17 protein-coding genes and 1 tRNA gene are annotated in these 20,011 nt (G+C 72.0%); 11 read left to right on the top strand and 7 right to left on the bottom strand.

All coding sequences use genetic code 11. From position 1 onward, the window contains the following. Positions 1 to 39: 39 nt before the first annotated feature. The 3 genes from ACFC02_RS35625 (at position 40) to ACFC02_RS35615 (ending at position 2,693) form a co-directional block, all read left to right on the top strand. Positions 40 to 618: a TerD family protein gene (locus ACFC02_RS35625; protein ID WP_376366222.1), complete on the top strand. Its 579-nt coding sequence runs from the start codon at positions 40 to 42 to the stop codon at positions 616 to 618. Positions 619 to 668: 50 nt separating this feature from the next. Beyond that, positions 669 to 1,817, top strand: a complete 1,149-nt coding sequence (locus tag ACFC02_RS35620; protein WP_360968802.1) for a DUF475 domain-containing protein — start codon at positions 669 to 671, stop codon at positions 1,815 to 1,817. Positions 1,818 to 1,955: 138 nt separating this feature from the next. Continuing rightward, positions 1,956 to 2,693, top strand: coding sequence for a Tellurium resistance (locus ACFC02_RS35615; protein ID WP_376366216.1), 738 nt, complete (start codon positions 1,956 to 1,958; stop codon positions 2,691 to 2,693). Positions 2,694 to 3,106: 413 nt separating this feature from the next. On the opposite strand, the gene ACFC02_RS35610 is transcribed toward ACFC02_RS35615, so the two are convergent. Beyond that, a complete protein-coding gene (locus ACFC02_RS35610) occupies positions 3,107 to 3,922 on the bottom strand; it encodes a TerD family protein (RefSeq protein ID WP_376366214.1) in 816 nt (271 codons plus the stop codon). A gap of 171 nt (positions 3,923 to 4,093) precedes the next feature. Between ACFC02_RS35610 and ACFC02_RS35605 the strand changes: the two genes are divergently transcribed. From ACFC02_RS35605 to ACFC02_RS35595, 3 genes are all read left to right on the top strand, one after another. Then, positions 4,094 to 5,263 (top strand): HpcH/HpaI aldolase/citrate lyase family protein, encoded by a 1,170-nt coding sequence (locus ACFC02_RS35605; protein WP_376366212.1) that lies wholly within the window; start codon positions 4,094 to 4,096, stop codon positions 5,261 to 5,263. Positions 5,264 to 5,465: 202 nt separating this feature from the next. Then, positions 5,466 to 7,931: a phosphoribosyltransferase gene (locus ACFC02_RS35600; protein ID WP_376366210.1), complete on the top strand. Its 2,466-nt coding sequence runs from the start codon at positions 5,466 to 5,468 to the stop codon at positions 7,929 to 7,931. Beyond that, positions 7,928 to 8,743 (top strand): HAD family hydrolase, encoded by an 816-nt coding sequence (locus ACFC02_RS35595; protein ID WP_376366208.1) that lies wholly within the window; start codon positions 7,928 to 7,930, stop codon positions 8,741 to 8,743. The genes ACFC02_RS35600 and ACFC02_RS35595 overlap by 4 nt, the downstream gene beginning before the upstream one ends. Positions 8,744 to 8,784: 41 nt before the next feature. Here ACFC02_RS35595 and ACFC02_RS35590 read toward each other — a convergent pair whose 3' ends face one another. Then, complete coding sequence (locus tag ACFC02_RS35590) at positions 8,785 to 9,000, bottom strand: zinc ribbon domain-containing protein (RefSeq protein WP_360968784.1); 216 nt, start codon at positions 8,998 to 9,000, stop codon at positions 8,785 to 8,787. A gap of 528 nt (positions 9,001 to 9,528) precedes the next feature. Between ACFC02_RS35590 and ACFC02_RS35585 the strand changes: the two genes are divergently transcribed. The 3 genes from ACFC02_RS35585 (at position 9,529) to ACFC02_RS35575 (ending at position 14,680) form a co-directional block, all read left to right on the top strand. Further along, complete coding sequence (locus tag ACFC02_RS35585) at positions 9,529 to 11,943, top strand: transglycosylase domain-containing protein (RefSeq protein WP_376366206.1); 2,415 nt, start codon at positions 9,529 to 9,531, stop codon at positions 11,941 to 11,943. 123 nt (positions 11,944 to 12,066) lie between these two features. Next, complete coding sequence (locus tag ACFC02_RS35580) at positions 12,067 to 13,371, top strand: hypothetical protein (protein ID WP_376366204.1); 1,305 nt, start codon at positions 12,067 to 12,069, stop codon at positions 13,369 to 13,371. A 175-nt stretch (positions 13,372 to 13,546) separates the two neighbouring features. Next, the gene (locus tag ACFC02_RS35575; RefSeq protein WP_376366220.1) at positions 13,547 to 14,680 is read left to right on the top strand and encodes an amidase domain-containing protein; all 1,134 of its coding nucleotides are present in this window, start codon (positions 13,547 to 13,549) and stop codon (positions 14,678 to 14,680) included. Between the two features lie 52 nt (positions 14,681 to 14,732). On the opposite strand, the gene ACFC02_RS35570 is transcribed toward ACFC02_RS35575, so the two are convergent. From ACFC02_RS35570 to ACFC02_RS35555, 4 genes are all read right to left on the bottom strand, one after another. Continuing rightward, the gene (locus ACFC02_RS35570; RefSeq protein WP_376366218.1) at positions 14,733 to 16,028 is read right to left on the bottom strand and encodes a hypothetical protein; all 1,296 of its coding nucleotides are present in this window, start codon (positions 16,026 to 16,028) and stop codon (positions 14,733 to 14,735) included. A 332-nt stretch (positions 16,029 to 16,360) separates the two neighbouring features. Beyond that, the gene (locus ACFC02_RS35565; RefSeq protein ID WP_376366203.1) at positions 16,361 to 17,131 is read right to left on the bottom strand and encodes a DUF4097 family beta strand repeat-containing protein; all 771 of its coding nucleotides are present in this window, start codon (positions 17,129 to 17,131) and stop codon (positions 16,361 to 16,363) included. 376 nt (positions 17,132 to 17,507) lie between these two features. Then, positions 17,508 to 17,579, bottom strand: a tRNA-Val gene (locus ACFC02_RS35560). Positions 17,580 to 17,656: 77 nt separating this feature from the next. After that, on the bottom strand, positions 17,657 to 18,019 hold the full coding sequence (locus ACFC02_RS35555; protein ID WP_376366201.1) for a hypothetical protein: 363 nt from the start codon (positions 18,017 to 18,019) through the stop codon (positions 17,657 to 17,659). A gap of 114 nt (positions 18,020 to 18,133) precedes the next feature. Between ACFC02_RS35555 and ACFC02_RS35550 the strand changes: the two genes are divergently transcribed. Beyond that, complete coding sequence (locus ACFC02_RS35550) at positions 18,134 to 18,664, top strand: GNAT family N-acetyltransferase (RefSeq protein ID WP_376366200.1); 531 nt, start codon at positions 18,134 to 18,136, stop codon at positions 18,662 to 18,664. Positions 18,665 to 18,761: 97 nt separating this feature from the next. Continuing rightward, a complete protein-coding gene (locus tag ACFC02_RS35545; RefSeq protein WP_376366199.1) occupies positions 18,762 to 18,998 on the top strand; it encodes a DUF2277 domain-containing protein in 237 nt (78 codons plus the stop codon). Positions 18,999 to 19,138: 140 nt separating this feature from the next. Here ACFC02_RS35545 and ACFC02_RS35540 read toward each other — a convergent pair whose 3' ends face one another. Continuing rightward, complete coding sequence (locus tag ACFC02_RS35540) at positions 19,139 to 19,768, bottom strand: VTT domain-containing protein (RefSeq protein WP_360968763.1); 630 nt, start codon at positions 19,766 to 19,768, stop codon at positions 19,139 to 19,141. Positions 19,769 to 20,011: the final 243 nt, after the last annotated feature.

The raw sequence follows: 20,011 nt of genomic DNA, 5'->3' as shown, positions 1-20,011 counted from the left end.
CCACCAATACACGCACCATCCACGGGGAGGACCAGCATCATGGGCGTCACGCTCGCCAAGGGAGGCAACGTCTCCCTTTCCAAGGCCGCACCCAACCTGACCAACGTCATGGTCGGACTCGGCTGGGACGCGCGCTCCACCACCGGAGCCCCCTTCGACCTCGACGCCAGTGCGCTGCTGTGCGGCGCCGGCAACCGGGTGCTGGGCGACGAGTGGTTCGTCTTCTACAACCAGCTCACCAGCCCCGACGGCTCGGTCGAGCACACCGGCGACAACCTCACGGGTGAGGGCGAGGGCGACGACGAGTCGATCCTGGTGGACCTCGACCGGGTCCCGGTCCAGTGCGAGAAGATCGTCTTCCCGGTCTCGATCCACATGGCCGACGAGCGCGGCCAGACCTTCGGACAGGTGAGCAACGCCTTCATCCGCGTGGTCAACCAGGCCGACGGTCAGGAACTCGCGCGCTACGACCTGAGCGAGGACGCCTCCACCGAAACGGCGATGATCTTCGGCGAGCTCCACCGCTACCAGGGCGAATGGAAGTTCCGGGCCGTAGGGCAGGGGTACGCGTCCGGACTGCGCGGCATCGCTCTAGACTTCGGAGTCAACGTTTCGTAAAGCCGGGTACGGCGACGGGGGAGACCCGTACACAACGGATTGGGTAGCCAGTGCTTCTGAAAACCTTCGGCTGGTCGTTCGCGATCACCGTGCTCGGCTTGATCGCGGCGGTGTTCTACGGGGGCTGGACCGCCTTCGGGGTGGTGGCGATCCTCGCGGTCCTGGAGATCTCGCTCTCCTTCGACAACGCCGTGGTCAACGCCGGGATCCTGAAGAAGATGAATGCCTTCTGGCAGAAGATCTTCCTCACGGTGGGCGTGCTGATCGCCGTCTTCGGTATGCGGCTGGTGTTCCCCGTCGTCATCGTCGCCATCACCGCCAAGATGGGTCCCGTCGAGGCCGTCCAACTGGCGTTCGACGACAAGACCCGGTACCAGCAGCTGGTCACCGACGCCCACCCGGCGATCGCCGCCTTCGGCGGCATGTTCCTGCTGATGATCTTCCTCGACTTCATCTTCGAGGACCGGGACATCCAGTGGCTGCGCTGGATCGAGCGGCCCCTGGCCAAGCTCGGCAAGGTCGACATGCTGTCGGTCTGCATCTCCCTGATCGTCCTGCTGATCACCTCCTTCACCTTCGCCACCCACGCCCACCAGCACGGCGGCGCGCACGCCGACAAGGCGCAGACCGTCCTGATCGCGGGCATCGCCGGTCTGATCACGTACATGATCGTCGGTGGTCTGTCCGGCTTCTTCGAGGATCGGCTGGAGGAAGAGGAGGAGCGCGAGCACGAGGAGGAGGAAGAGGCCGCCCGCAGCGGCAAGCAGCGCTCGGCGGTCAAGCTGGCCGGCCAGGCCGCGTTCTTCATGTTCCTCTACCTGGAGGTCCTGGACGCCTCCTTCTCCTTCGACGGTGTGATCGGCGCCTTCGCCATCACCAACGACATCGTCCTGATGGCCCTCGGCCTCGGCATCGGCGCCATGTACGTGCGTTCGCTCACGGTCTACCTGGTCCGCCAGGGAACCCTCGACGACTACGTCTACCTGGAGCACGGCGCCCACTACGCGATCGGCGCGCTGGCCGTGATCCTCATGGTCACCATCCAGTACGAGATCAACGAGGTGATCACCGGCCTGGTCGGCGTCGTCCTGATCGCCTGGTCCTTCTGGTCCTCCGTGCGCCGCAACCGGGCGCTGGAGGCGGCCGAGGGGAAAGCGGCGGGCCCGGGCGACAGGACCGAGGTCGAGTCCGGGGTGTGACGCCCCACCCGGTACGGGAACGCTCTGAACGGGGCGGCCGGCGGGACCACGCGGCGAGTCGGGCCGGGTGAGACCCTTGCGGCCGCCCCGCGGCATGCGTGCGGGGGTGAGTGAACGCGGTGGAGGTGGGGGCGGGAGATGGGTTTCTTCGACGGTCTGCGGGGCGGACGCCTGGCCGAGTTCGACTCGGGCAGCGCCGCGTCCAACGCGATCGAACTGACCAAACGGCACAGCCAGGTGTCGCTGACCAAACAGGGCGCGGCCACCGGGAACCTGCGGATCAACCTGAACTGGCGGATGCGCACCTCGGACCTCGGCGGCTCCGTCCGGCAGAGTTTGCTGCGCCACCCTTTCAGGGCACTGAAGCCGCCGGAGGTGCTCGGGCACAGCCAGTCGATGGTCAACGTCGACCTCGACCTCGGCTGCCTGTACGAGCTGGCCGACGGCACCAAGGGCGTCGTCCAGCCCCTCGGCGGCCTCCTCGGCGACGTGAACGCGCCGCCGTACGTCAAGCTCAGCGGTGACGACCGGTTCGGCTCCGCCTCCGGTGAGACGATCTACGTCAACCTCGACCACCGCGAGGACATCAAACGGCTGCTGGTCTTCGTCTACATCTACGACCAGACACCGGCGTTCGACCGTACCCACGCCGTCGTCACGCTCTACCCGAGCAACGGCCCGCGCATCGAGATCGGCCTCGACGAGCGCCACCCCCAGGCCCGCTCCTGCGCGGTCGTCCTCATCGAGAACGTGAAGGGCGAACTCACCGTCCGCCGCGAGGTCAAGTTCGTCTACGGCTTCCAGTCGGAACTGGACCGACTCTACGGGTGGGGCCTCCAGTGGGGCCGCGGCTACAAGTCGAAGGCGGACCGCTAGGCGGCCGGCATGGCGCGGGCAGCCGACGGGTTCCGGATCGGCGTCGCAAGGTGCCCGACGCCGATGCGCCGGCCCTTAGAGCTGCGAACAAAAGTGGGTTCCGATCAGCGGGCGGTGTCCGGTGCGTGCGATCGCAAGGCGCCGGGAGGTCCTTGTAGCGGAGCTACCAGGGCCTTTCGGCAACGCGGCGAGGGCGCGTGCCGGGCGCCGCCAGCCGGGGCCCACTTTTGTTCGCAGCTCTTAAGGCGCACAACCTCCGGCACGGCCTCGACTCGATCATCCCGCAAGGGGCGCACGACGCGAGGCTGGTGAGCGGCTACCGCGCGTACACCGAGGCGCTGGAGCGGATGGTCAGCGTGCTCGCGGCCCTCACCCGGCAGGGCGGAGCGCCGGGGCCGCGGTCCCTCGGCGGGTCACCGTCCGATGAACTGCGGCCCCTGCGGGGGCAGGCGGAAGTCCGGGTCGGGGGCCGCCGTCACCGGGGGCGGGTACCCGTGGGGTGCCCCCGTGGGCTGCGGCGCGGCGCCGTACGCCGGCTGCGGGTACCCGTAGGCCGGCTGGGGCGGCGGAGGCGTCTGCGGCTGCTGCGGCCAGGCGTGAGGGGGCTGCTCGGGCGGCAGCGGCTGGGCCACCGAGGTCGCCGTCCCGTCCGTCCGGTCGATCCCGCCGCTCCCCGCGGCCCCCTCCGCCTCGTCCACCGAGATGCCGTAGTCGGTCGCCAGGCCCTGCAATCCGTTGGTGTAGCCCTCGCCCAGCGCCCGGAACTTCCACGCGTCACCCCGCCGGTACAGCTCCCCGCAGATCAGCGCGGTCTCCTGACCGGTCTCGGGCTTGATGTCGAAGGAGGCCAGCGGCTCACCCTCGGCGACCGCCGCGTCGTACAGCGCGATGCTGAGCCCCCGCACCCGGTCGAAGGCGACCCCGTCCGTCGAGGCGATCAGCAGGACCCGGCCCACCTCGGGCTCCACCCCGAGCAGGTCCGTCTGGATCGTGTCGGTGAGCACCTGGCCGGCCCGGCGCTTGCCCAGCCGCCAGACCTTCCCGGAGGGATGCCGTGGCTGGTTGTAGAAGACGAAGTCCTCGTCGGAGCGGACCCGGCCGCCGGGGCCGAGGAGCAACGCCGACGCGTCGACGTCCGGGACCTCCTGGCCCGGCGTCCAGCGCACCACGGCCCTTACCGTGGCCGCTTCCAGCGGGACGTTCGATCCCTTCAGCATCGCGCGCGTCATGTCGTCATCCTGCCTTCTCGGTCCTGGCCACGACAACGCGGCTCGCGTCACCGTACGTCCGCCCTCGCCCCGTTACCAGAAGTTCATGCCCTCCGGGAACCACCGACACTGATTCGTACGTACTATTACCGGCCACCTTTTCCATGCCGCGCGCCACCACAGGGGAGCTACATGCGTCATTTCGGGCACCTCGCTCCTGAGGTGCGGGAGCGCCTCTTCCACCGGGAGCCGCAGGAGTTCAGCGCCGACGCCCCGGCCCGGCTGCTCGCCGCGGCCCTGGGCGCCACGCTCTACAGCCCGGCCACCCGCCCGCACCTCGCCGACGACATCGTCAAGCAGGCCGCCCGCGGTGTCGTCTCGATGGTGCTGTGCCTGGAGGACTCGATCGACGACGCGGACGTGGAAGAGGGCGAGGCGAACCTGGTGCGGCAGTTCGCCGCCCTGGCCGCGCTCCCCGGCGCCGCGCCGCTCCCGCTGCTGTTCGTCCGGGTCCGTGCCGCCGGGCAGATACCCGACCTGGTGCGGCGCATGGGAGAGTCGGTCCGGCTGCTGTCCGGCTTCGTCCTGCCGAAGTTCACCGGCGAGCGCGGCCTGGCGTTCCTGGAGGCGGTGCAGGCGGCCGAGACGGCGAGCGGGCGCCGGCTGTTCGCGATGCCCGTCCTGGAATCGCCCGAACTGCTGTACAGGGAGACCCGCGTGGAGACCCTGGAGGGAATCTTCCGCGCCGTCGACAAGTACCGCGACCGGGTCCTCGCCCTGCGCCTGGGCGTGACGGACTTCTGCTCGTCCTACGGGCTGCGCCGGGCCCCCGACATGACGGCCTACGACGTCCAGGTCGTCGCCTCCGTGATCGCCGACGTGGTCAACATGCTGGGCCGCGCCGACGGCACCGGGTTCACCGTGACCGGCCCGGTGTGGGAGTACTTCCGGGCACAGGAGCGCATGTTCAAGCCGCAGTTGCGGCAGAGCCCCTTCCTTGAGGTGCAGGCGGCGGGGCTGCGCGAGACACTGATCGAGCACGCGATGGACGGGCTGCTGCGGGAGATCTCCCTGGACCAGGCCAACGGGCTGCTCGGCAAGACCTGCATCCACCCCTCGCACGTGCTGCCCGTGCACGCGCTGTCGGTCGTCAGTCACGAGGAGTACAGCGACGCGGCGGACATCCTGCGGCCCGAGCGCGGCGGCGGGGGAGTGCTCAGGTCGGCGTACACCAACAAGATGAACGAGGTGAAGCCGCACCGCGCCTGGGCCGAGCGGACCCTGCTGCGCGCCGAGGCCTTCGGGGTCGCCAGGGAGGACGTGGGCTTCGTGGAACTGCTCGCCGCGGGGATCCCCGCCTGACCGGCCGCCCCGGCCGCTCGCCCGCCTGATCGACCGTCCCCGGCCGCTCGCCCGCCCGCCTGACCGGCCGCCCGCCCGGCCGCCCGCCCCCGGCCGACTCCGGCGCCCGGCCCCTGACCGCCCGACCGCCCTGCTCTCCGGGCGGCCCGGCACGCCCCTCACCCGTCCACTCACCCACCCGCCCACTCACCCCAAGGAACGCATGAACAAGGCAGTGCACGACGGGATCTGGTCCGGTACCTGGGTCGCCGAGCGACTCGGCGTCGAACTCGTGGGCGGCGACGAACTCACCGGCCTGCTGGGCCTCGCCCTGCGCCGCAACCCCAAGCGGGCCCACCTCCTGGTCTCCCACGTCCTCGGCAAGCACGTACCCCAGTCGCCGTCGGTCGTCTACGGCCACGGGCTCGCCCTGGGCCGCCGCGTGCGGGACCTGCTCGGCGAGCGGGAGGCCGCCTCCGCCGTCGTCCTGGGCTACGCGGAGACCGCGACCGGCCTCGGCCACTGCGTCGCCGACGGCCTCGGACCCGTCCCGTACCTGCACTCCACGCGCCGGCCCGTCCCGGGCGTGCGTCCGGCAGGCGGTTTCGAGGAGTCCCACTCGCACGCGACCTCGCACCTGCTCCTGCCCGAGGACCCCGCGCTGCTCGCCACGAGCGGGCCGCTGGTCCTCGTGGACGACGAGTTCTCCACCGGCAGCACCGTCCTGAACACCATCCGCGACCTGCACGCCCGCCACCCGCGCAAACGGTACGTCGTGGTCGCCCTGGTGGACATGCGCTCCCCGGCCGACACCGCCCGGCTCGACGACTTCGCCCGCGGCATCGGCGCCCGTGTCGACCTGGTCGCAGCCGCCTCGGGCACGGTCCGGCTCCCCGAGGGCGTCCTGGACAAGGGCCGGGAACTGGTCGCCCGGTACGAGAGGACGGCACCGGCCCCTTCGGAGCCCGCCACGCAGCCCGCCCCGGGGGCCGGCGGCCGGGTCACGCGGGTCGCCCTGCACTGGCCCCCCGGCCTTCCGGACGGTGCCCGGCACGGCTTCACCCCGGCCCACCGCGACCGGCTGGAACGCGCCCTGCCCGGCATGGCGGCCCGGCTCGCCCAAGCGCTGCCCGCGCACGCCCGCCGCGTCCTGGTCCTCGGCTGCGAGGAGCTGATGTACGCGCCGCTGCGGCTGGCCCGCGAGCTGGAGCGGATCACCGGGGCCGAGGTGCGCACCTCCACCACCACCCGCTCGCCCGTCCTCGCCGTGGACGACCCCGGCTACGCGATCCGCAGCCGGCTGGTCTTCCCCGCCCACGACGACCCGGCCGACGGCCCCGGCGAGCGCTACGCCTACAACGTGGCGGGCGCGGGATTCGACGCCGTCCTCCTCGTCGTCGACTCGGCCGCCGACACCCCGCACCTGCACGCCCCCGAGGGCCTGCTGGCCCGCCTCGCCGCCCACACCCCGCACGTCCTGCTCGCGGTCGTGCCGTCGTACGTCCCCGCCCCCCGTCAGGAAAGTCCCCCCATGCTGCCCGAGCCCCTGCGCGGCCCCGCCTTCTCCTCGTACGCGCCCGAGGAGGTCGGCTGGCTGCTCCAGGACCTCTCGGAGGTCACCCTGGAGGCGCCGACCGAGGAACGCGAGGAGGCCATCCAGAGCGGCGGCGCCCACTACGCCGAGTCCCTGCCGGTGGAGTACCAGCCCAGCGCGCAGTACCAGGAGCTGTTCCACGCGGCCCTCGGCGCCTCGGCGGACCGGATCGCCCGGGCCGTCGGCGCGGTGACCGAACTCGTCCTCGCCGAGCGCTCGCCCCGCCCGGTGCTGGTCTCCCTCGCCCGCGCCGGAACGCCCGTCGGGGTGCTGATGCGCCGCTGGGCCGCGTTCCGGCACGGCCTCGAACTGCCGCACTACGCCGTCTCGATCGTGCGCGGCCGGGGCATCGACGCCAACGCGCTGCGCTGGCTGGCCGCCCACCACGACCCGGCCGACGTCGTCTTCGTCGACGGCTGGACCGGCAAGGGCGCCATCACCCGGGAACTCGCCGACGCGATCGCGCAGTTCGAGCAGGAGGGCGGGGCCGCCGGCTTCGACCCCGAGATCGCGGTGCTCGCCGACCCGGGCGCCTGCGTGCGGACGTACGGCACCCGCGAGGACTTCCTCATCCCCTCCGCCTGCCTCAACTCCACCGTCTCCGGGCTCATATCGCGCACGGTGCTGCGCGCCGACCTGGTCGGCCCGCACGACTTCCACGGCGCGAAGTTCTACCGCGAACTGGCCGGCGCCGACCTGTCGAACGCCTTCCTCGACACCGTCGCCGCCCGCTTCCCCGAGGCCGCCGACGCCGTCGAAGTGAGCGTCAAGGAACTGCTGGCCGGCGACCGGGCGCCGACCTGGGCGGGCTGGGCGGCGGTCGAGCGGATCAGCGAGGAGTACGGCATCCACGACGTGAACCTGGTCAAGCCCGGCGTCGGCGAGACCACGCGGGTGCTGCTGCGCCGGGTGCCGTGGAAGATCCTGGCGCGGGCCGGGGCCGGGGCGGACCTGGACCACGTGCGGCTGCTGGCCGAGCAGCGCGGGGTCCCCGTCGAGGAGGTGGCCGAACTGCCGTACACCTGTGTGGGGCTGATCCACCCCCGCTACACGCGCGGGGCGACCGGCGCCGACGGGAAGGCGGTCGCGCTGTGAAGCCGGTCCTGGTGGCCAGCGACCTCGACCGCACGCTCATCTACTCGTCCGGGGCGCTGGGGCTGACCATGCCGGACGCGCGGGCTCCGCGGCTGCTGTGCGTGGAGGTGTACGAGGGCAGGCCGTTGTCGTTCATGACGGAGACGGCGGCGCGGCTGCTCACCGATCTCGGCGAGGCGGCGCTGTTCGTGCCGGTCACGACCCGTACCCGCGAGCAGTACCAGCGCGTCGGCCTGCCCGGCCCCGCTCCCGCGTACGCGGTCTGCGCCAACGGCGGCCACCTGCTGGTCGACGGCGTGTCCGACGCCGACTGGCACCGGCGGGTGACCGGGCGGCTGGCCGAGGAGTGCGCGCCGCTGGAGGAGGTGCGCGAGCACCTGCTGCGGACCGCCGACCCGGTGTGGGTGCGCAAGCAGCGGGTCGCCGAGGACCTGTTCGCCTACCTCGTCGTCGAGCGCGAACTGCTCCCCGGGCAGTGGGTGAAGGAGCTGGCCGCGTGGGCCCGGGAGCGCGGCTGGACCGTCTCGCTCCAGGGCCGCAAGATCTACGCCGTCCCCGCGCCGCTCACCAAGAGCGCCGCCGTCCGCGAGATCGCCCGCCGCACCGGAGCCGAACTCCTGCTAGGGGCGGGCGACTCACTGCTCGACGCCGACCTGCTGCTGGCCGTCGACCGCGGCTGGCGGCCGGGTCACGGGGAGTTGGCGGACACGGGCTGGACCGCCCCCGGCATCAGCGCGCTGCCGGAGCGCGGGGTGCTGGCCGGGGAGCGGATCGTCCGGGAGTTCCTCGCGGCGGCCGGTGCGCGGGAGTGACGCGGGGCGCGCGGGCCCGGGGCTCGCGCGCGCCGGCCGCGTCAGCCGCAGCAGCCTCCGCCGCAGCAGCCGCCCCCGCCGCCCCCGCCCTGGGCCCGGGGCGCGCTCGCCGAGCCGCCCACCGCGACTGTGGACAGCAGCTTGACGGTGTCGTCGTGTCCGGCGGGGCAGGTCGCCGGGTCGGCGGACTGCGCCATGGGACGGTTCAGTTCGAAGGTGTCGCCGCAACTGCGGCAGCGGTACTCGTAGCGAGGCATGCGTCCAGGTTAGGGCAGGCTCCGGCGGGCGTGACCGGAGACACAAACCTAGGTGGTTCTTGTGTGTTCGCTTCTGTCCCGTTCTCATGCGGAGGAATTGAAAAGACGGCTGATAATTTTATCTGGCCGTGAGAGCCGCGAGGCGGCTGGGAGTGAGGGGGCAGGCGGCCGCGGTTGCGGCGGCTGTGTCGACCCGCGCGAGCAACACGGGGTGCGGAGGGAGACGCAGTCGTGACCGAATCAGGGCAGGGGGAGGGCCTTCCGGAGGAAGGCCGCCCACCCGGGAAGCGCCGCGCCGAGCAGGAGCGCGCGGAACCGGAGCGCTCCGAGCAGGGGCGCGCGGAACCAGGGCGCGGTGAACCGGGGCGCTCCGAGAAGGGGCGCGCGGAACCAGGGCGCTCTGAACGGGGGCGCTCTGAACAGGGGCGGTCCGAGCAGGGACGCGATGAGCCGGAGGGCGACGAGCCGGGGCGCCCGGTGGTCGCCGACAGGGACGGAGCCGGCACGCGGGCGCGCGCGGACGAGACCATGCAGCTCAACGTCGACGCTCTGCGCCGGTCGGAGCGTGCGGCGGGGGAGGCCTCCGAAGCGGCCCCGCAACGGCCCGACGAGACCATGCAGTTGAAGGTCGACGCCCTGCGCCGGCGGTTGCCCGGGCGGCTGCGCCCGGCGGACCGGCACGAGCGGGACAAGCGGGATGAGCGGGACCAGCGGCAGGAGACGGGCGAGCCTGACGAGTTGCGCGATCCGCACCAGCCGCGCGAGCGGCAGGAAGCGGACGAGCCGCAGCCGCAGCCGCACGAGACCATGCAACTGCGCGTGTTCCGGCAGAAATCCGCCCCGGACCGGAAGACCGTCCCGGACCGGAAGACCGACGCCGCCCGGAAGCCGGACGCCGCTCAGGAGCCCGGCCGCCGGGCCGACCGCCGCAAAGCGCGCCGCTCCGCTGCCCAACCCGGCCCGCTCGCCCGGCGCACGGCCCCCCTCCTGGCGGTGATCGCGCCCTACGCCCGGAAGCTGAAACCGGTCTACCCGCGCCGCGGGCGCACCGGCTGGCGCCGCTGGATGCCCTCCTGGCGGCAGTGGATCGGCCTGGCGTTCTCGGGCATCGGCCTGACCACCCTGTTCCTGGTCGTCGCCTACGCCGCGACCGACATCCCGGAGAACCTGAACTCGTACGCCACCCAGCAGGACAACGTCTACTTCTGGTCCGACGGCACCCCCATGGCCCGCACCGGCTGGGTGCAGCGGCAGGCGATGCCGCTCAAGGACATACCGCAGGACGTCCGCTGGGCGGTGCTCGCCGCCGAGAACGAGAGCTTCTACAGCGACCCGGGCATCTCCTTCAAGGGCATCACCCGCGCCCTGTGGCGCACGGTCGGCAAGGGTGACACCGAGGGCGGCTCGACCATCACCCAGCAGTACGTCAAGAACGTCTACCTGACGCAGAATCAGACCGTCAGCCGCAAGTTCACCGAGGCGATGATCGCCCTCAAGCTCGACAACAAGATGAGCAAGGACAAGATCCTCGAGGGCTACCTGAACACCAGCTGGTTCGGCCGCGGCACCTACGGCATCCAGCGCGCCTCCCAGGCCTACTACGGCAAGGACGTCGGGCAACTCAACGCCAGCGAGGCCGCCTTCCTCGCCTCCCTGCTCAAGGGCGCGGGTCTGTACGACCCCACGCTCGGCCCGACGAACCACGCCCGCGCCGTCAAGCGCTGGAAGTGGACCCTGGACCGCATGGTCAAGATAGGCAAGCTGTCCAAGGACGAGCGGGCCAAGTACACGACGTTCCCCGAGCCGCTCAAGCGCAACCCGCTCTCCGACACCGGCCAGCAGAGCGACTACCTGGTCGAACTGGCGTCGCAGTACGCCAAGGACTCCGCGCACCTCTCCGACAAGGACTTCGACCTGGGCGGCTACCAGATCTACACGACCTTCGACCGCAAGCGGGAGGCGCAGCTCACCGACGTCGTCACCAAGGCCCGCAAGAAGGCCCGGGAGAGCGACCCGAAAACGGCGAAGACCGCCCACTACGGCGCCGCCTCGGTGGCCACCGACGGCCGGGTCGTGGCCGTCTACGGCGGCCCCGACCACCGCAAGCAGGGCTTCAACGAGTCCAACGCGGCCACGGTCCCCGCCGGTTCGGCCTTCCAGCCGTTCGTCTACGCGGCCGGCCTGGAGCACGGTGTCATCAAGCAGCGCGATGCCCCCCGGCAGCAGATCTCCCCGGAGAGCGTCTACAACGGCGACGACGGCGTGCCCGTCAGCACGCCCGAGGGCCCCTACTGGGACCGCAGCGGCCGCAAGGTCGCCGCCCACAACGACGACAAGAAGTCCTACGGCCCGATCACCCTGCGCAAGGCGCTCGCGCAGTCGGTGAACACGCCGTTCATGCAGCTGGGCATGGACACCGGCCTGGACAAGGTGAAGGACACCGCCGTCGCCTCCGGCCTGCTGTCCTCCACCATGGGACCGCAGGTTCCCGCACTCGCCCTCGGCAACGCCCGGCCGAGCGCCATCCGCATGGCCAGCGGCTACTCCACCTTCGCCGCCGCGGGCGTGCACACCGAGCCGTACTCGGTGCTCCGCATCACCCGCAACGGCGCCACCGTGCCGGTGGACCGCCCGCTGTCCGGGCAGGCGGTCGGCACCCGCACGGCCCAGCAGGTCGACGACGCGCTCGCCGACGCCTTCCGCACCGCCCACCCCACCGCGGCCCCCGCCTCGGCGAGGATAACGGGCAAGGCCGGCACGACCGAGGACGACACCGCCGCCTGGTACGTGGGCACCGCGAGCAAGGTGACGACCGCGGTCGTCGTCTACCGCATGGACCTGGCCAAGAGCCTCGCACCCCTGCCGCTGAAGGGGATCGGCACGACGGCCGCCGGCAGCGTTCCGTACACCATCTGGGAGGGTGCCATGACGCCCCTCGGCTGACCCCGTGCGACGCCCCGGCGCCCACGTCTGACCCGCGAGCCGCCGCCCCCTGCCGGGCCCCGCCGTCGAGGCGGGGCCGGCAGCACACTTCCGCAGCCCTCCCCACGCAGATTCGAGCCGCCCATGAAGCCGCCCCACGGCCGCCGTCGCAAGGCCCCTGCGCGCCGCCGCCCCTCCCGACCGCACTTCATCACCCTGGCCGCCTTCCTGGTCGTCGCCTCCGTGGTGGCCGGCTTCCTCGCGCTGACCCGCCCCGACTCCACCACGCCGACCGCCTCCGACGGAGCGAAGGGCGGCGCGACCAGGAGCCCGGGCCCCGCCGCCCCCTCGCCCACGGCGAGCAAGGAGCCGGCGTGGGACGGCAAGGTCAAGGTGCTCGGCGACGGCTCCACCTCGTACACCGGCCCGCAGAAGGGCGAGTTGAAGCCCGTACCGCTCAAACCGGGCGAGAAGCCGCCGCAGTTCGTCGTGTTCTCCTGGGACGGCGCCCTGGAGGGCAGCGACCACCTGTTCTCGCACTACCGGGAGCTGGCCAAGGAGTACAACGCCCACATGACCTTCTTCCTCACGGGCATCTACCTGCTGCCCAAGAGCAAGAAGACCCTCTACCACCCGCCGATGCACAAGCCCGGTGACGCCGCCATCGACTACGCCACCGACGAGCACATCCGCGACACCCTGGAGCAACTGCGCGTCGCCTACGACCAGGGCAACGAGATCGGCACCCACTTCAACGGCCACTTCTGCGGCACCAAGGGCGGTGGTGACTGGAGCGTGGAGGAGTGGAAGAGCGAGATCGACCAGTTCTACGACTTCGTGGAGAAGTGGAAGACCAACACCGGCTTCAAGGACATCGCGCCGCTGCCCTTCGACTTCAAGAAGGAGGTCACCGGCGGCCGGGCGCCCTGCCTGGAGGGCCAGCCCAACCTGCTCAAGGCCATCAAGGACTACGGCTGGCGCTACGACGCCTCCTCGCCCGGCGACTTCCAGATCTGGCCCACGAAGAAGAACGGCATCTGGGACTTCCCGCTCCAGATGCTCCCGTACGAGTCCGGCAAGTACCAGGGCCTGTCCATGGACTTCAACTTCCTCTACAACCAGTCCGCCGGCGAGACCAAGGGCGACCCGGCCAAGTACCCGCAGTGGGAGAAGCAGACCGTCGACTCGTACATGGCCGGCTTCAACCGGGCCTACTACGGCAGCCGCGCGCCGCTCTTCATAGGCAACCACTTCGAGGACTGGAACGGCAGCATCTACATGAAGTCCATCGACCAGGTCATCAAGAACGTATGTGCCAAAGAGGGCGTCAAGTGCGTCTCGTTCAAGGAGCTCGCGGACTGGATGGACGTGCAGAAGCCGGAGACGCTCCAGGCCCTGCGCGGCCTGGACCCGGCGCAGTCGCCCGACTGGTCCTCGGTGGTCAAGTGAGGCCGGTAACCCCTTGGTTGCACTTGTGCACACCCTCTTCACATCCGGCGCGCGTGTCATGCGAAGATGCGACCGCCCGGTAGGTGTACCGGCGTAGAGGGGAACATCATTGAAATCAAGAAAACTGAGCCGTAAGCGGCGCCGCGCCACCATAGTCACCGCCGCTGCCGCCTCGGTGGTCGCCGGCGTGGTGCTGGTGCCCAACTGGAGCGCGGGCGCGGCGGTCACCGACGACCCGACGGTGGACGCGGCCACCAAGGCCACCTTCCAGAAGCTCGCGGACGCGGTCTTCACCGACCGCACGCAGGCCCTGGTCGACGGCGCGTCGGGCGGCAAGCAGGGGAAGAAGGGGCACCACGACCGGCTGTCCTCGCGCTTCTCCGGCAAGGTCCGCCTGTCCGGCACGCAGTCCCACCACGAGGACTCCGCGCTGTCCGAACTGCGCGGCCGCAAGGACCGCCTGGAGAAGCTGGGCGAGAAGTACAGCGCGGGCAGCACCACCGTCACGCTGGACGCCACCCAGGTCAAGGGACACGACGCCAAGGTCGCGGTCACCGAGAGCACGACCCTGACCTACGAGAAGGTCCGCGGCAACGAGCCGAAGAGCACCGGCTTCCAGGCCCACCACGAGCTGTCGTTCCACTCCGACAAGCACGGCGACTGGCAGCTCACCGGCATCCGCGACACCGACGATGGCGTGGCCGTGAACCAGCCCGCCGCCCCGCCGGCCGCGAAACCCGCCACGGCCGCCGCCGACGACAACCCGCCGGACGCGCCCCGCTCGTCCACGGCGAAGAGCGCGCCGGCCAACAAGAAGAACCTCACTTCGGGCACGTACGACTACAACGCCATGGCGGCGTACGCGAAGAAGTACTGGAGCAACTACAACCCGGACTACCCGAACTTCAACGGGCAGGGTGCCGGCGGCGACTGCACCAACTTCGTCAGCCAGTCCCTGAAGGCCGGCGGCTGGAAGCACGTCCCCGGCTACACGACCGACTTCCACAAGTGGTTCGGCAACAACGAGATCCAGTCGGACTCGTTCATCGGGGTCAACGAGTTCTCCTGGTTCGCCCTGTCCTCCAAGCGGGTCACCAGCCTGCCGTACGTCTACCAGATGGACGTCGGTGACGTGCTGCAGATGGACTTCAACCGGGACGGGTCCAAGGACCACTCCATGATCGTCACCTACCGCAGCCCGCAGGGTGTGCCGTACGTGTCGTACCACTCCACCAACACCTACAACAGGTCGGTGGCGAGCCTCATCGCGTCGTACCCGAACGCGTACTACTACGCCTACCGCACGTGACCGGTGCCGGTGCGTTAACGGAGCGGGGGCCGGGCCGCCGCGGGCCCTGCCCTCAGTGACCGGCTCCCCGCTCCTCGCGGATCCGCGCCACCACCCGGGCCGCCGCCCGCCGGACCGCGTCGGTCTCCGTCAGGAAGTGCCAGTAGTCAGGATGGCGGCCCTCCAGGCCGCCGACCGCCCGCTCCAGCCGGGCCACCGCGTCGTCCAGCGGACGCGCGTCCCGCGGGTCCGGTGTCGTACGGCCCGTCATCGCCAGCCGCTGCGCGTCCCGGATCGCGAACCGGGTCTTCTCGATCTCGCCCTGCGGGTCCTTCTGCACGGAGTTCAGCCGCGTCAGCCGGTCCCCGGCCGCCGACACCGCCTCGTCGGTGGTGTTCAGCAGCGCCCGCACCGTCGACAGCAGTGAGGTCGCGTCCGGCCAGCGCTGCGCGTCCCGCGCGGCCTGCGCCTCCTTCAGCTTCGCCTCGGCCTGCCGGACGTTCTCGGCGGCCTGCTCCGGCACGTGCTGCAGGTCCTGCCAGCAGGCGGCCGTGAACCGGCGCCGCAGCTCGCTGAGGACCGGCTCCACCTGGCCGCTGCGGGTGGTCAGCGCCTGCGCGCGGGTGCGCAGCGACACCAGCCGGTGGTCGATCTCGGCGGCCTTCTCGGGCAGCCGCCCGGCCTCGGCCCGGATGGCTTCCGCCTCCCGCGAGACCCGCTCGGCCCGCTCCAGGGTCGCCTGCACCCCGTGCTGCCCCGCGCCCTGGTTCAGCTTCGTCAGGTCCGGGGCGAGCGCGGCCAGCCGGGCGGCGAGATCGTCCGCCCGGAGCCCGGCGGCGCGGACCGCGTCCAGCGCGTGGGTGGCGGCCAGCAGTGACTGCCGGGCGCGCTCCACGGCGGGCGCGAGCCGGGCCAGCTGGGTCTCGGCCTTGCCGAGCAGCGGTCCGAGACCACTGCTGAAACGGTCCAGCTCGCGCTTGACGTTCAGCAGTTCGTCCTTGGCGGCGGTCAGGTCCGTGCGCGCCCGGGCGGCGGCGGAGGCCTCCAGGTCGTCCCGGTCCAGATCGGTCGCGTCGACCGCCTGGATGTAGCGCCGGCTGGCCTCGTCGATCCGCCGGCCGAGCGCCTCGAAGTCGGCGACCGCGCGGCGGGCGGCCGGCGAGTCGTCGACGGCCGTGATGGTCTCCATCGAGATCCGCAGGTCGCGCTGGGCGGTGTCCAGTTCGTAGAAGGCGGAGGCCGCCGCGTCCTTCGCCGCCTGCGCCTCGGCCCGCTGGCTCTCGGCCCGGCCGCCGAACCAGCGCCGGGTGCCGCCGCCGGCGAAGGCGGCGGGCAACGCGAGCACGGCGATCAGCGGCAGGGCCACCAGGGCGAGGACGTCACCGGCGGGCCCGGGGCGGGGCCGCCGGCGCGGGGCCCGCGGGCGGCCGGACGCTGCCGGTCCGGGCCGCCGGGACGCCGTCGGTCCCGACTGTCGGGGGGTGGCCGGTCCGGTCCGCCGGGACGGCGCCGGTCCCGGCGGAGCAGCCGGCACCGCCGGAGCGGTCAGTGCCGCCGGAGCAGTCGGTGCAGCCGGAGTGGCCGGTGTCGCCCGTGCCGCCGGTGTGGCCGTCACATCCCTCTCCCCGTGCCGTCGTCCGCCCCGCCATGAATCGGCGTGGAATCATTCTCCCACCTGTGCAGGACGAACACACGGGCCGGTCAGTTCACCGTACGCACCGTGATACTCGCGTCGGAGGTCCGCGCGGAGACGACGTGGGGGCTGGTGGCGTCGCGGGGGACCGACACATGGGTGGAGCCGTTGCGGGTCTTCGTGGTCACCCGGTACGGGGCCCGGGGCAGCGCGACGGTGACGGAACCGTCGGAGGAACTCACGTCGACCAGGTCGGGCACCGCGCCCAGGGAGAGGTGCAGCGAGCCGTCGGTGGTGGTGGCCCGCACCCGGCGCGAGGAGACGTCCGCGTCCACGGAGCCGTCGTGGGTCCGCAGTTCCAGCGGGCCCGTGGAGTCGGTGACGTGCACCGAGCCGTCGGTGGCGCGGACGGTCAGCGGGTCCTTGAAACCGTGGGCCCGCACGCTGCCGTCCTTGTCCTCCACCTTCACGGTGATGCCGCGCGGGACCTCGATGCGGTGCTTGGCGTCGCAGTCGGCCACGATCCCCGAGCACTTCAGGCGCAGCACCAGCCGGTCGTCCTTCATGGACCAGCTCACATGAGGGTCGTCGCCCACCAGCACGTGCCCCTTGAACCAGCGCGTGACCCGCACGGTCCCCGCCGCGTTGCCGTCCGCGGCGACGATCTCCAGCGCCGAGTCGTCGGAGTCCACGGTCAGGGTGCGGCCGTGCAGGGCGAAGGAGCGGTGCTCGGGGTCCTTGTCGTCCGTCGCGGAGCCGCCGCACGCCGTGGCCGTGGCGAGCAGGGCCACGACGACGCCGGTGAGGGCGGCGGCACGGACGGGAACGGTACGGGACATGGCGGTCTCCCCCTGGGACGGGCCGGTGCGAACTGGTGGGTGTGGGTGCGGGTGGGCGCGGGTGGTGTCTTCCGCTGTGGTCACCGTCGACCGTACGGGGAGGGGGCAGGGCGCGGAATCCGGCGCACTGGCGGATCGGGGGTGGGGAAAACCCCCGGGCGTCACGGTGCGTCGCCGTGCGTGCGTCGCCGTGCGTTCCGGTGCGGCGCTGTGCTTTCCGGTACGTCGCCGTGCGTTGCGGTACGGCGACGCGCTTTCCGGTACGTCGCCCGGCGTCCCCGTTCACCGTCCCGCGTACGCCCCGGGAACGCCGAAGGCCCAGGTCCTGGGGAGGCAACCCCGTGGACCTGGGCCTTCGCTCGCGTGTCGCGACCGGTGGGCGCGGACGGTTTCGAACCGCCGACATCCTGCTTGTAAGGCAGGCGCTCTACCCCTGAGCTACGCACCCGGGACGAGTGGACAGCCTACCCTGCCAGGGGGACTGCCCCGCAAACCCGTTGGGCGTCCCGGGCCGGCGGCACCGGATCACGCGCCGCCGACCCCGTCCGCGCCCCCGGGCCCGGCGTTCTCGTGGGTGTGCTTGAGGCGACTGCGGGCGGTGACGGCGTCGGAGCCGGTGAACTGGGACCAGTGGCGGTGGGTGGTGACGAAGACCGCCAGTTCGTGCTCGCGGCGGCGGAGCTTCTCCACCTCTGCCTGTTCGTCGGCGGACCAGCCGGGGGAGGCGGGGCGCTCCACCTTGCGCCAGCCGCCGTCGTCGCTGAACCCGTCCAGCGGCTCGACCGACCACGGCAGCCGTCTGAGCAGGGCCGACAGCTCGGCCCGGACCTGATGCAGCTCCTCCTGGCCGGCGAGGAGGTCACTCGGGAAGTCATAGGGCGTAGCCACGGCGCAATGCTACGCCTGTTCGATTTTGGGTCGCGACTCGATCCGGGGGGTTCATTCGTTCGAAGAACCCGCCGGTCGCCGCCCGTTGTCACACCCCTGCCCTACGGTGACGACATGGAGCAGACGGACGGATCGGCGGATGCGGTGACGGTACACCTGGAGCCCTGGGGGGAGGACGACTTCTGGCTGCTGCGGCTGCACAACAGCCCTGAGATGACCGCGCACCTGGGCGGCCCGGAGAGCGAGGAGAAGCTCGCCGAGCGCCACCGGCGCTACCTGGACCTGCCGGCCGGGCGGATGTACCGCGCGGTGTCGGCGGCCGACGGGCGCACCGTGGGTGCGATCGGCTTCTGGGAGCGGGCCTGGCGGGGCGGGACCGTCTGGGAGACCGGATGGGCGATATCGCCCGCCTTCCAGGGGCGGGGGCTGGCGGCGCGCGCGGCGTCCGCTCTCGTCGCCGAGGCGCGCGCCGCCGGGACACACCGGTATCTGCACGCCTACCCGAAAGTGGACCACGCCGCCTCCAACGGGGTCTGCCGCCGTGCCGGCTTCACCCTGCTCGGCCCGGTCTCCTTCGAGTACCCGAAGGGCAACTGGATCACGTCGAACGACTGGCGCCTCGACCTGACGGCACCGGCGGACTGACCCGGCGAGGTACCCCGGGGCGCATGCGGGCGCCCCGGGCAGGCGGACGCGTTCCCTTCGCCGCACGGCGGAGGCCCGCAGTGGGGAGACTGGAGTCATGTGCCGGAGTATCAAGACGCTGCGCCCGCCCGTGCTGCCCGAGGAGGCGACGCGCGAGGAGATCCGGGCCGCCGCGCTGCAGTACGTGCGGAAGGTCTCGGGGTTCCGCGCGCCCGCCGCGCACAACCGTGAGGTCTTCGACCAGGCGGTCGACACGATCGCGGCGGCCACGGAGGAACTGCTCGCGGGGCTGGAGGTGCGGGGCCACAGCCCACGGAGAGCGGCGGCCGGGTGAGCGGACCGGCCGGGTGAGTGGATCGCCCGGGGGTGGATCGGGCGGTGGCCGGGGGAGTGGGCCGGGCGGTCGGGGCCTGGTGGCGGTGGCGACCGGGCGAGGGCGGTGGCCGGGCCTACGACGCGCCGGGCCTACGACGTCTACGGGTGCCGCGGGGTGCGGCGCATCAGGTACGCCGCCCCGGCGCCCGCCGCGAACAGGGCCGCCACCGAGACACCGGTGGCGAGCCAGGCGGCACCCAGCCAGCGGGTGCCGAAGTAGCCGAGGGCCACGCTGTAGGCGGCCCAGGACAGACCGGCCAGTGCGGACCAGGGCAGGAACTCGCGCACCCGGCGCTGTGTCGCACCCGCGCTGAAGGAGACGACCGAGCGGCCGGCCGGGGCGAACCGGGCGATGACCACCAGCGCACCGCCGCCGCCGCGCGCCAGGGCCGCGCCCAGCCGTTCCTGCGCGGTGCTGAGCCTGCGGGAGCGGGCGATGGCCCGGTCCAGGCGTTCGCCGCCGCGCCGGGCCAGCCGGTAGGCGAAGAGGTCGCCGAGCACCGACGCGGTGGCGGCGCACAGGATCAGGGCGAGGGTGTCGGGCACGTCGTGCGGGACTCTTCCGGCCGCGGCCCCCGTGCCGGCGGCGGCGGCCGTGGCGGCCGTCACGATCAGCACGCCGCTGGGCAGCACCGGCAGGAAGACGTCCAGCAGGACCGAGAGGGTCACCGCGACATAGATCCACGGAGTGCCGGTGAGCGCCCCCACCCTCGCCACACTCTCCAGCACCGCGGACTCCCTGAACTCCCCCGTGGACCGGACCGTGCGCCGCGATGTCGCGGGGGAGCGGCAGGGGCGGTCTGTGAACAGCCATACAGCGTACGCCTGGGGTGTGACAGGGGGTTCACCGGGGGCTCATGTGTTCGTACGGGTCCTGCGGGGAGGGCGGAAGGGCAGGCGAACGGGAGGGCAGATGGGTGGTAAGGCAGATGTGTGGGAGGGGGATGGACGGAAGGGCAGGTGGGTGGGCGC

The sequence above is a fragment of the Streptomyces sp. NPDC056160 genome, assembly GCF_042268205.1.
In the GTDB taxonomy this organism is placed as follows: domain Bacteria; phylum Actinomycetota; class Actinomycetes; order Streptomycetales; family Streptomycetaceae; genus Streptomyces.
The sequence above is the reverse complement of the archived record's forward strand: the minus strand, read 5'-3'. Positions and strand labels throughout refer to the sequence as shown.

Coding starts and splice junctions, on each gene's coding strand:
- ACFC02_RS35580 (WP_376366204.1), top strand. CDS start 12,067: ATGAAGCCGCCCCACGGCCGCCGTCGCAAGGCCCCTGCGCGCCGCCGC.
- ACFC02_RS35585 (WP_376366206.1), top strand. CDS start 9,529: ATGCAGCTCAACGTCGACGCTCTGCGCCGGTCGGAGCGTGCGGCGGGG.
- ACFC02_RS35600 (WP_376366210.1), top strand. CDS start 5,466: ATGAACAAGGCAGTGCACGACGGGATCTGGTCCGGTACCTGGGTCGCC.
- ACFC02_RS35550 (WP_376366200.1), top strand. CDS start 18,134: ATGGAGCAGACGGACGGATCGGCGGATGCGGTGACGGTACACCTGGAG.
- ACFC02_RS35565 (WP_376366203.1), bottom strand. CDS start 17,131: ATGTCCCGTACCGTTCCCGTCCGTGCCGCCGCCCTCACCGGCGTCGTC.
- ACFC02_RS35625 (WP_376366222.1), top strand. CDS start 40: ATGGGCGTCACGCTCGCCAAGGGAGGCAACGTCTCCCTTTCCAAGGCC.
- ACFC02_RS35615 (WP_376366216.1), top strand. CDS start 1,956: ATGGGTTTCTTCGACGGTCTGCGGGGCGGACGCCTGGCCGAGTTCGAC.
- ACFC02_RS35590 (WP_360968784.1), bottom strand. CDS start 9,000: ATGCCTCGCTACGAGTACCGCTGCCGCAGTTGCGGCGACACCTTCGAA.
- ACFC02_RS35610 (WP_376366214.1), bottom strand. CDS start 3,922: ATGACGCGCGCGATGCTGAAGGGATCGAACGTCCCGCTGGAAGCGGCC.
- ACFC02_RS35605 (WP_376366212.1), top strand. CDS start 4,094: ATGCGTCATTTCGGGCACCTCGCTCCTGAGGTGCGGGAGCGCCTCTTC.
- ACFC02_RS35545 (WP_376366199.1), top strand. CDS start 18,762: ATGTGCCGGAGTATCAAGACGCTGCGCCCGCCCGTGCTGCCCGAGGAG.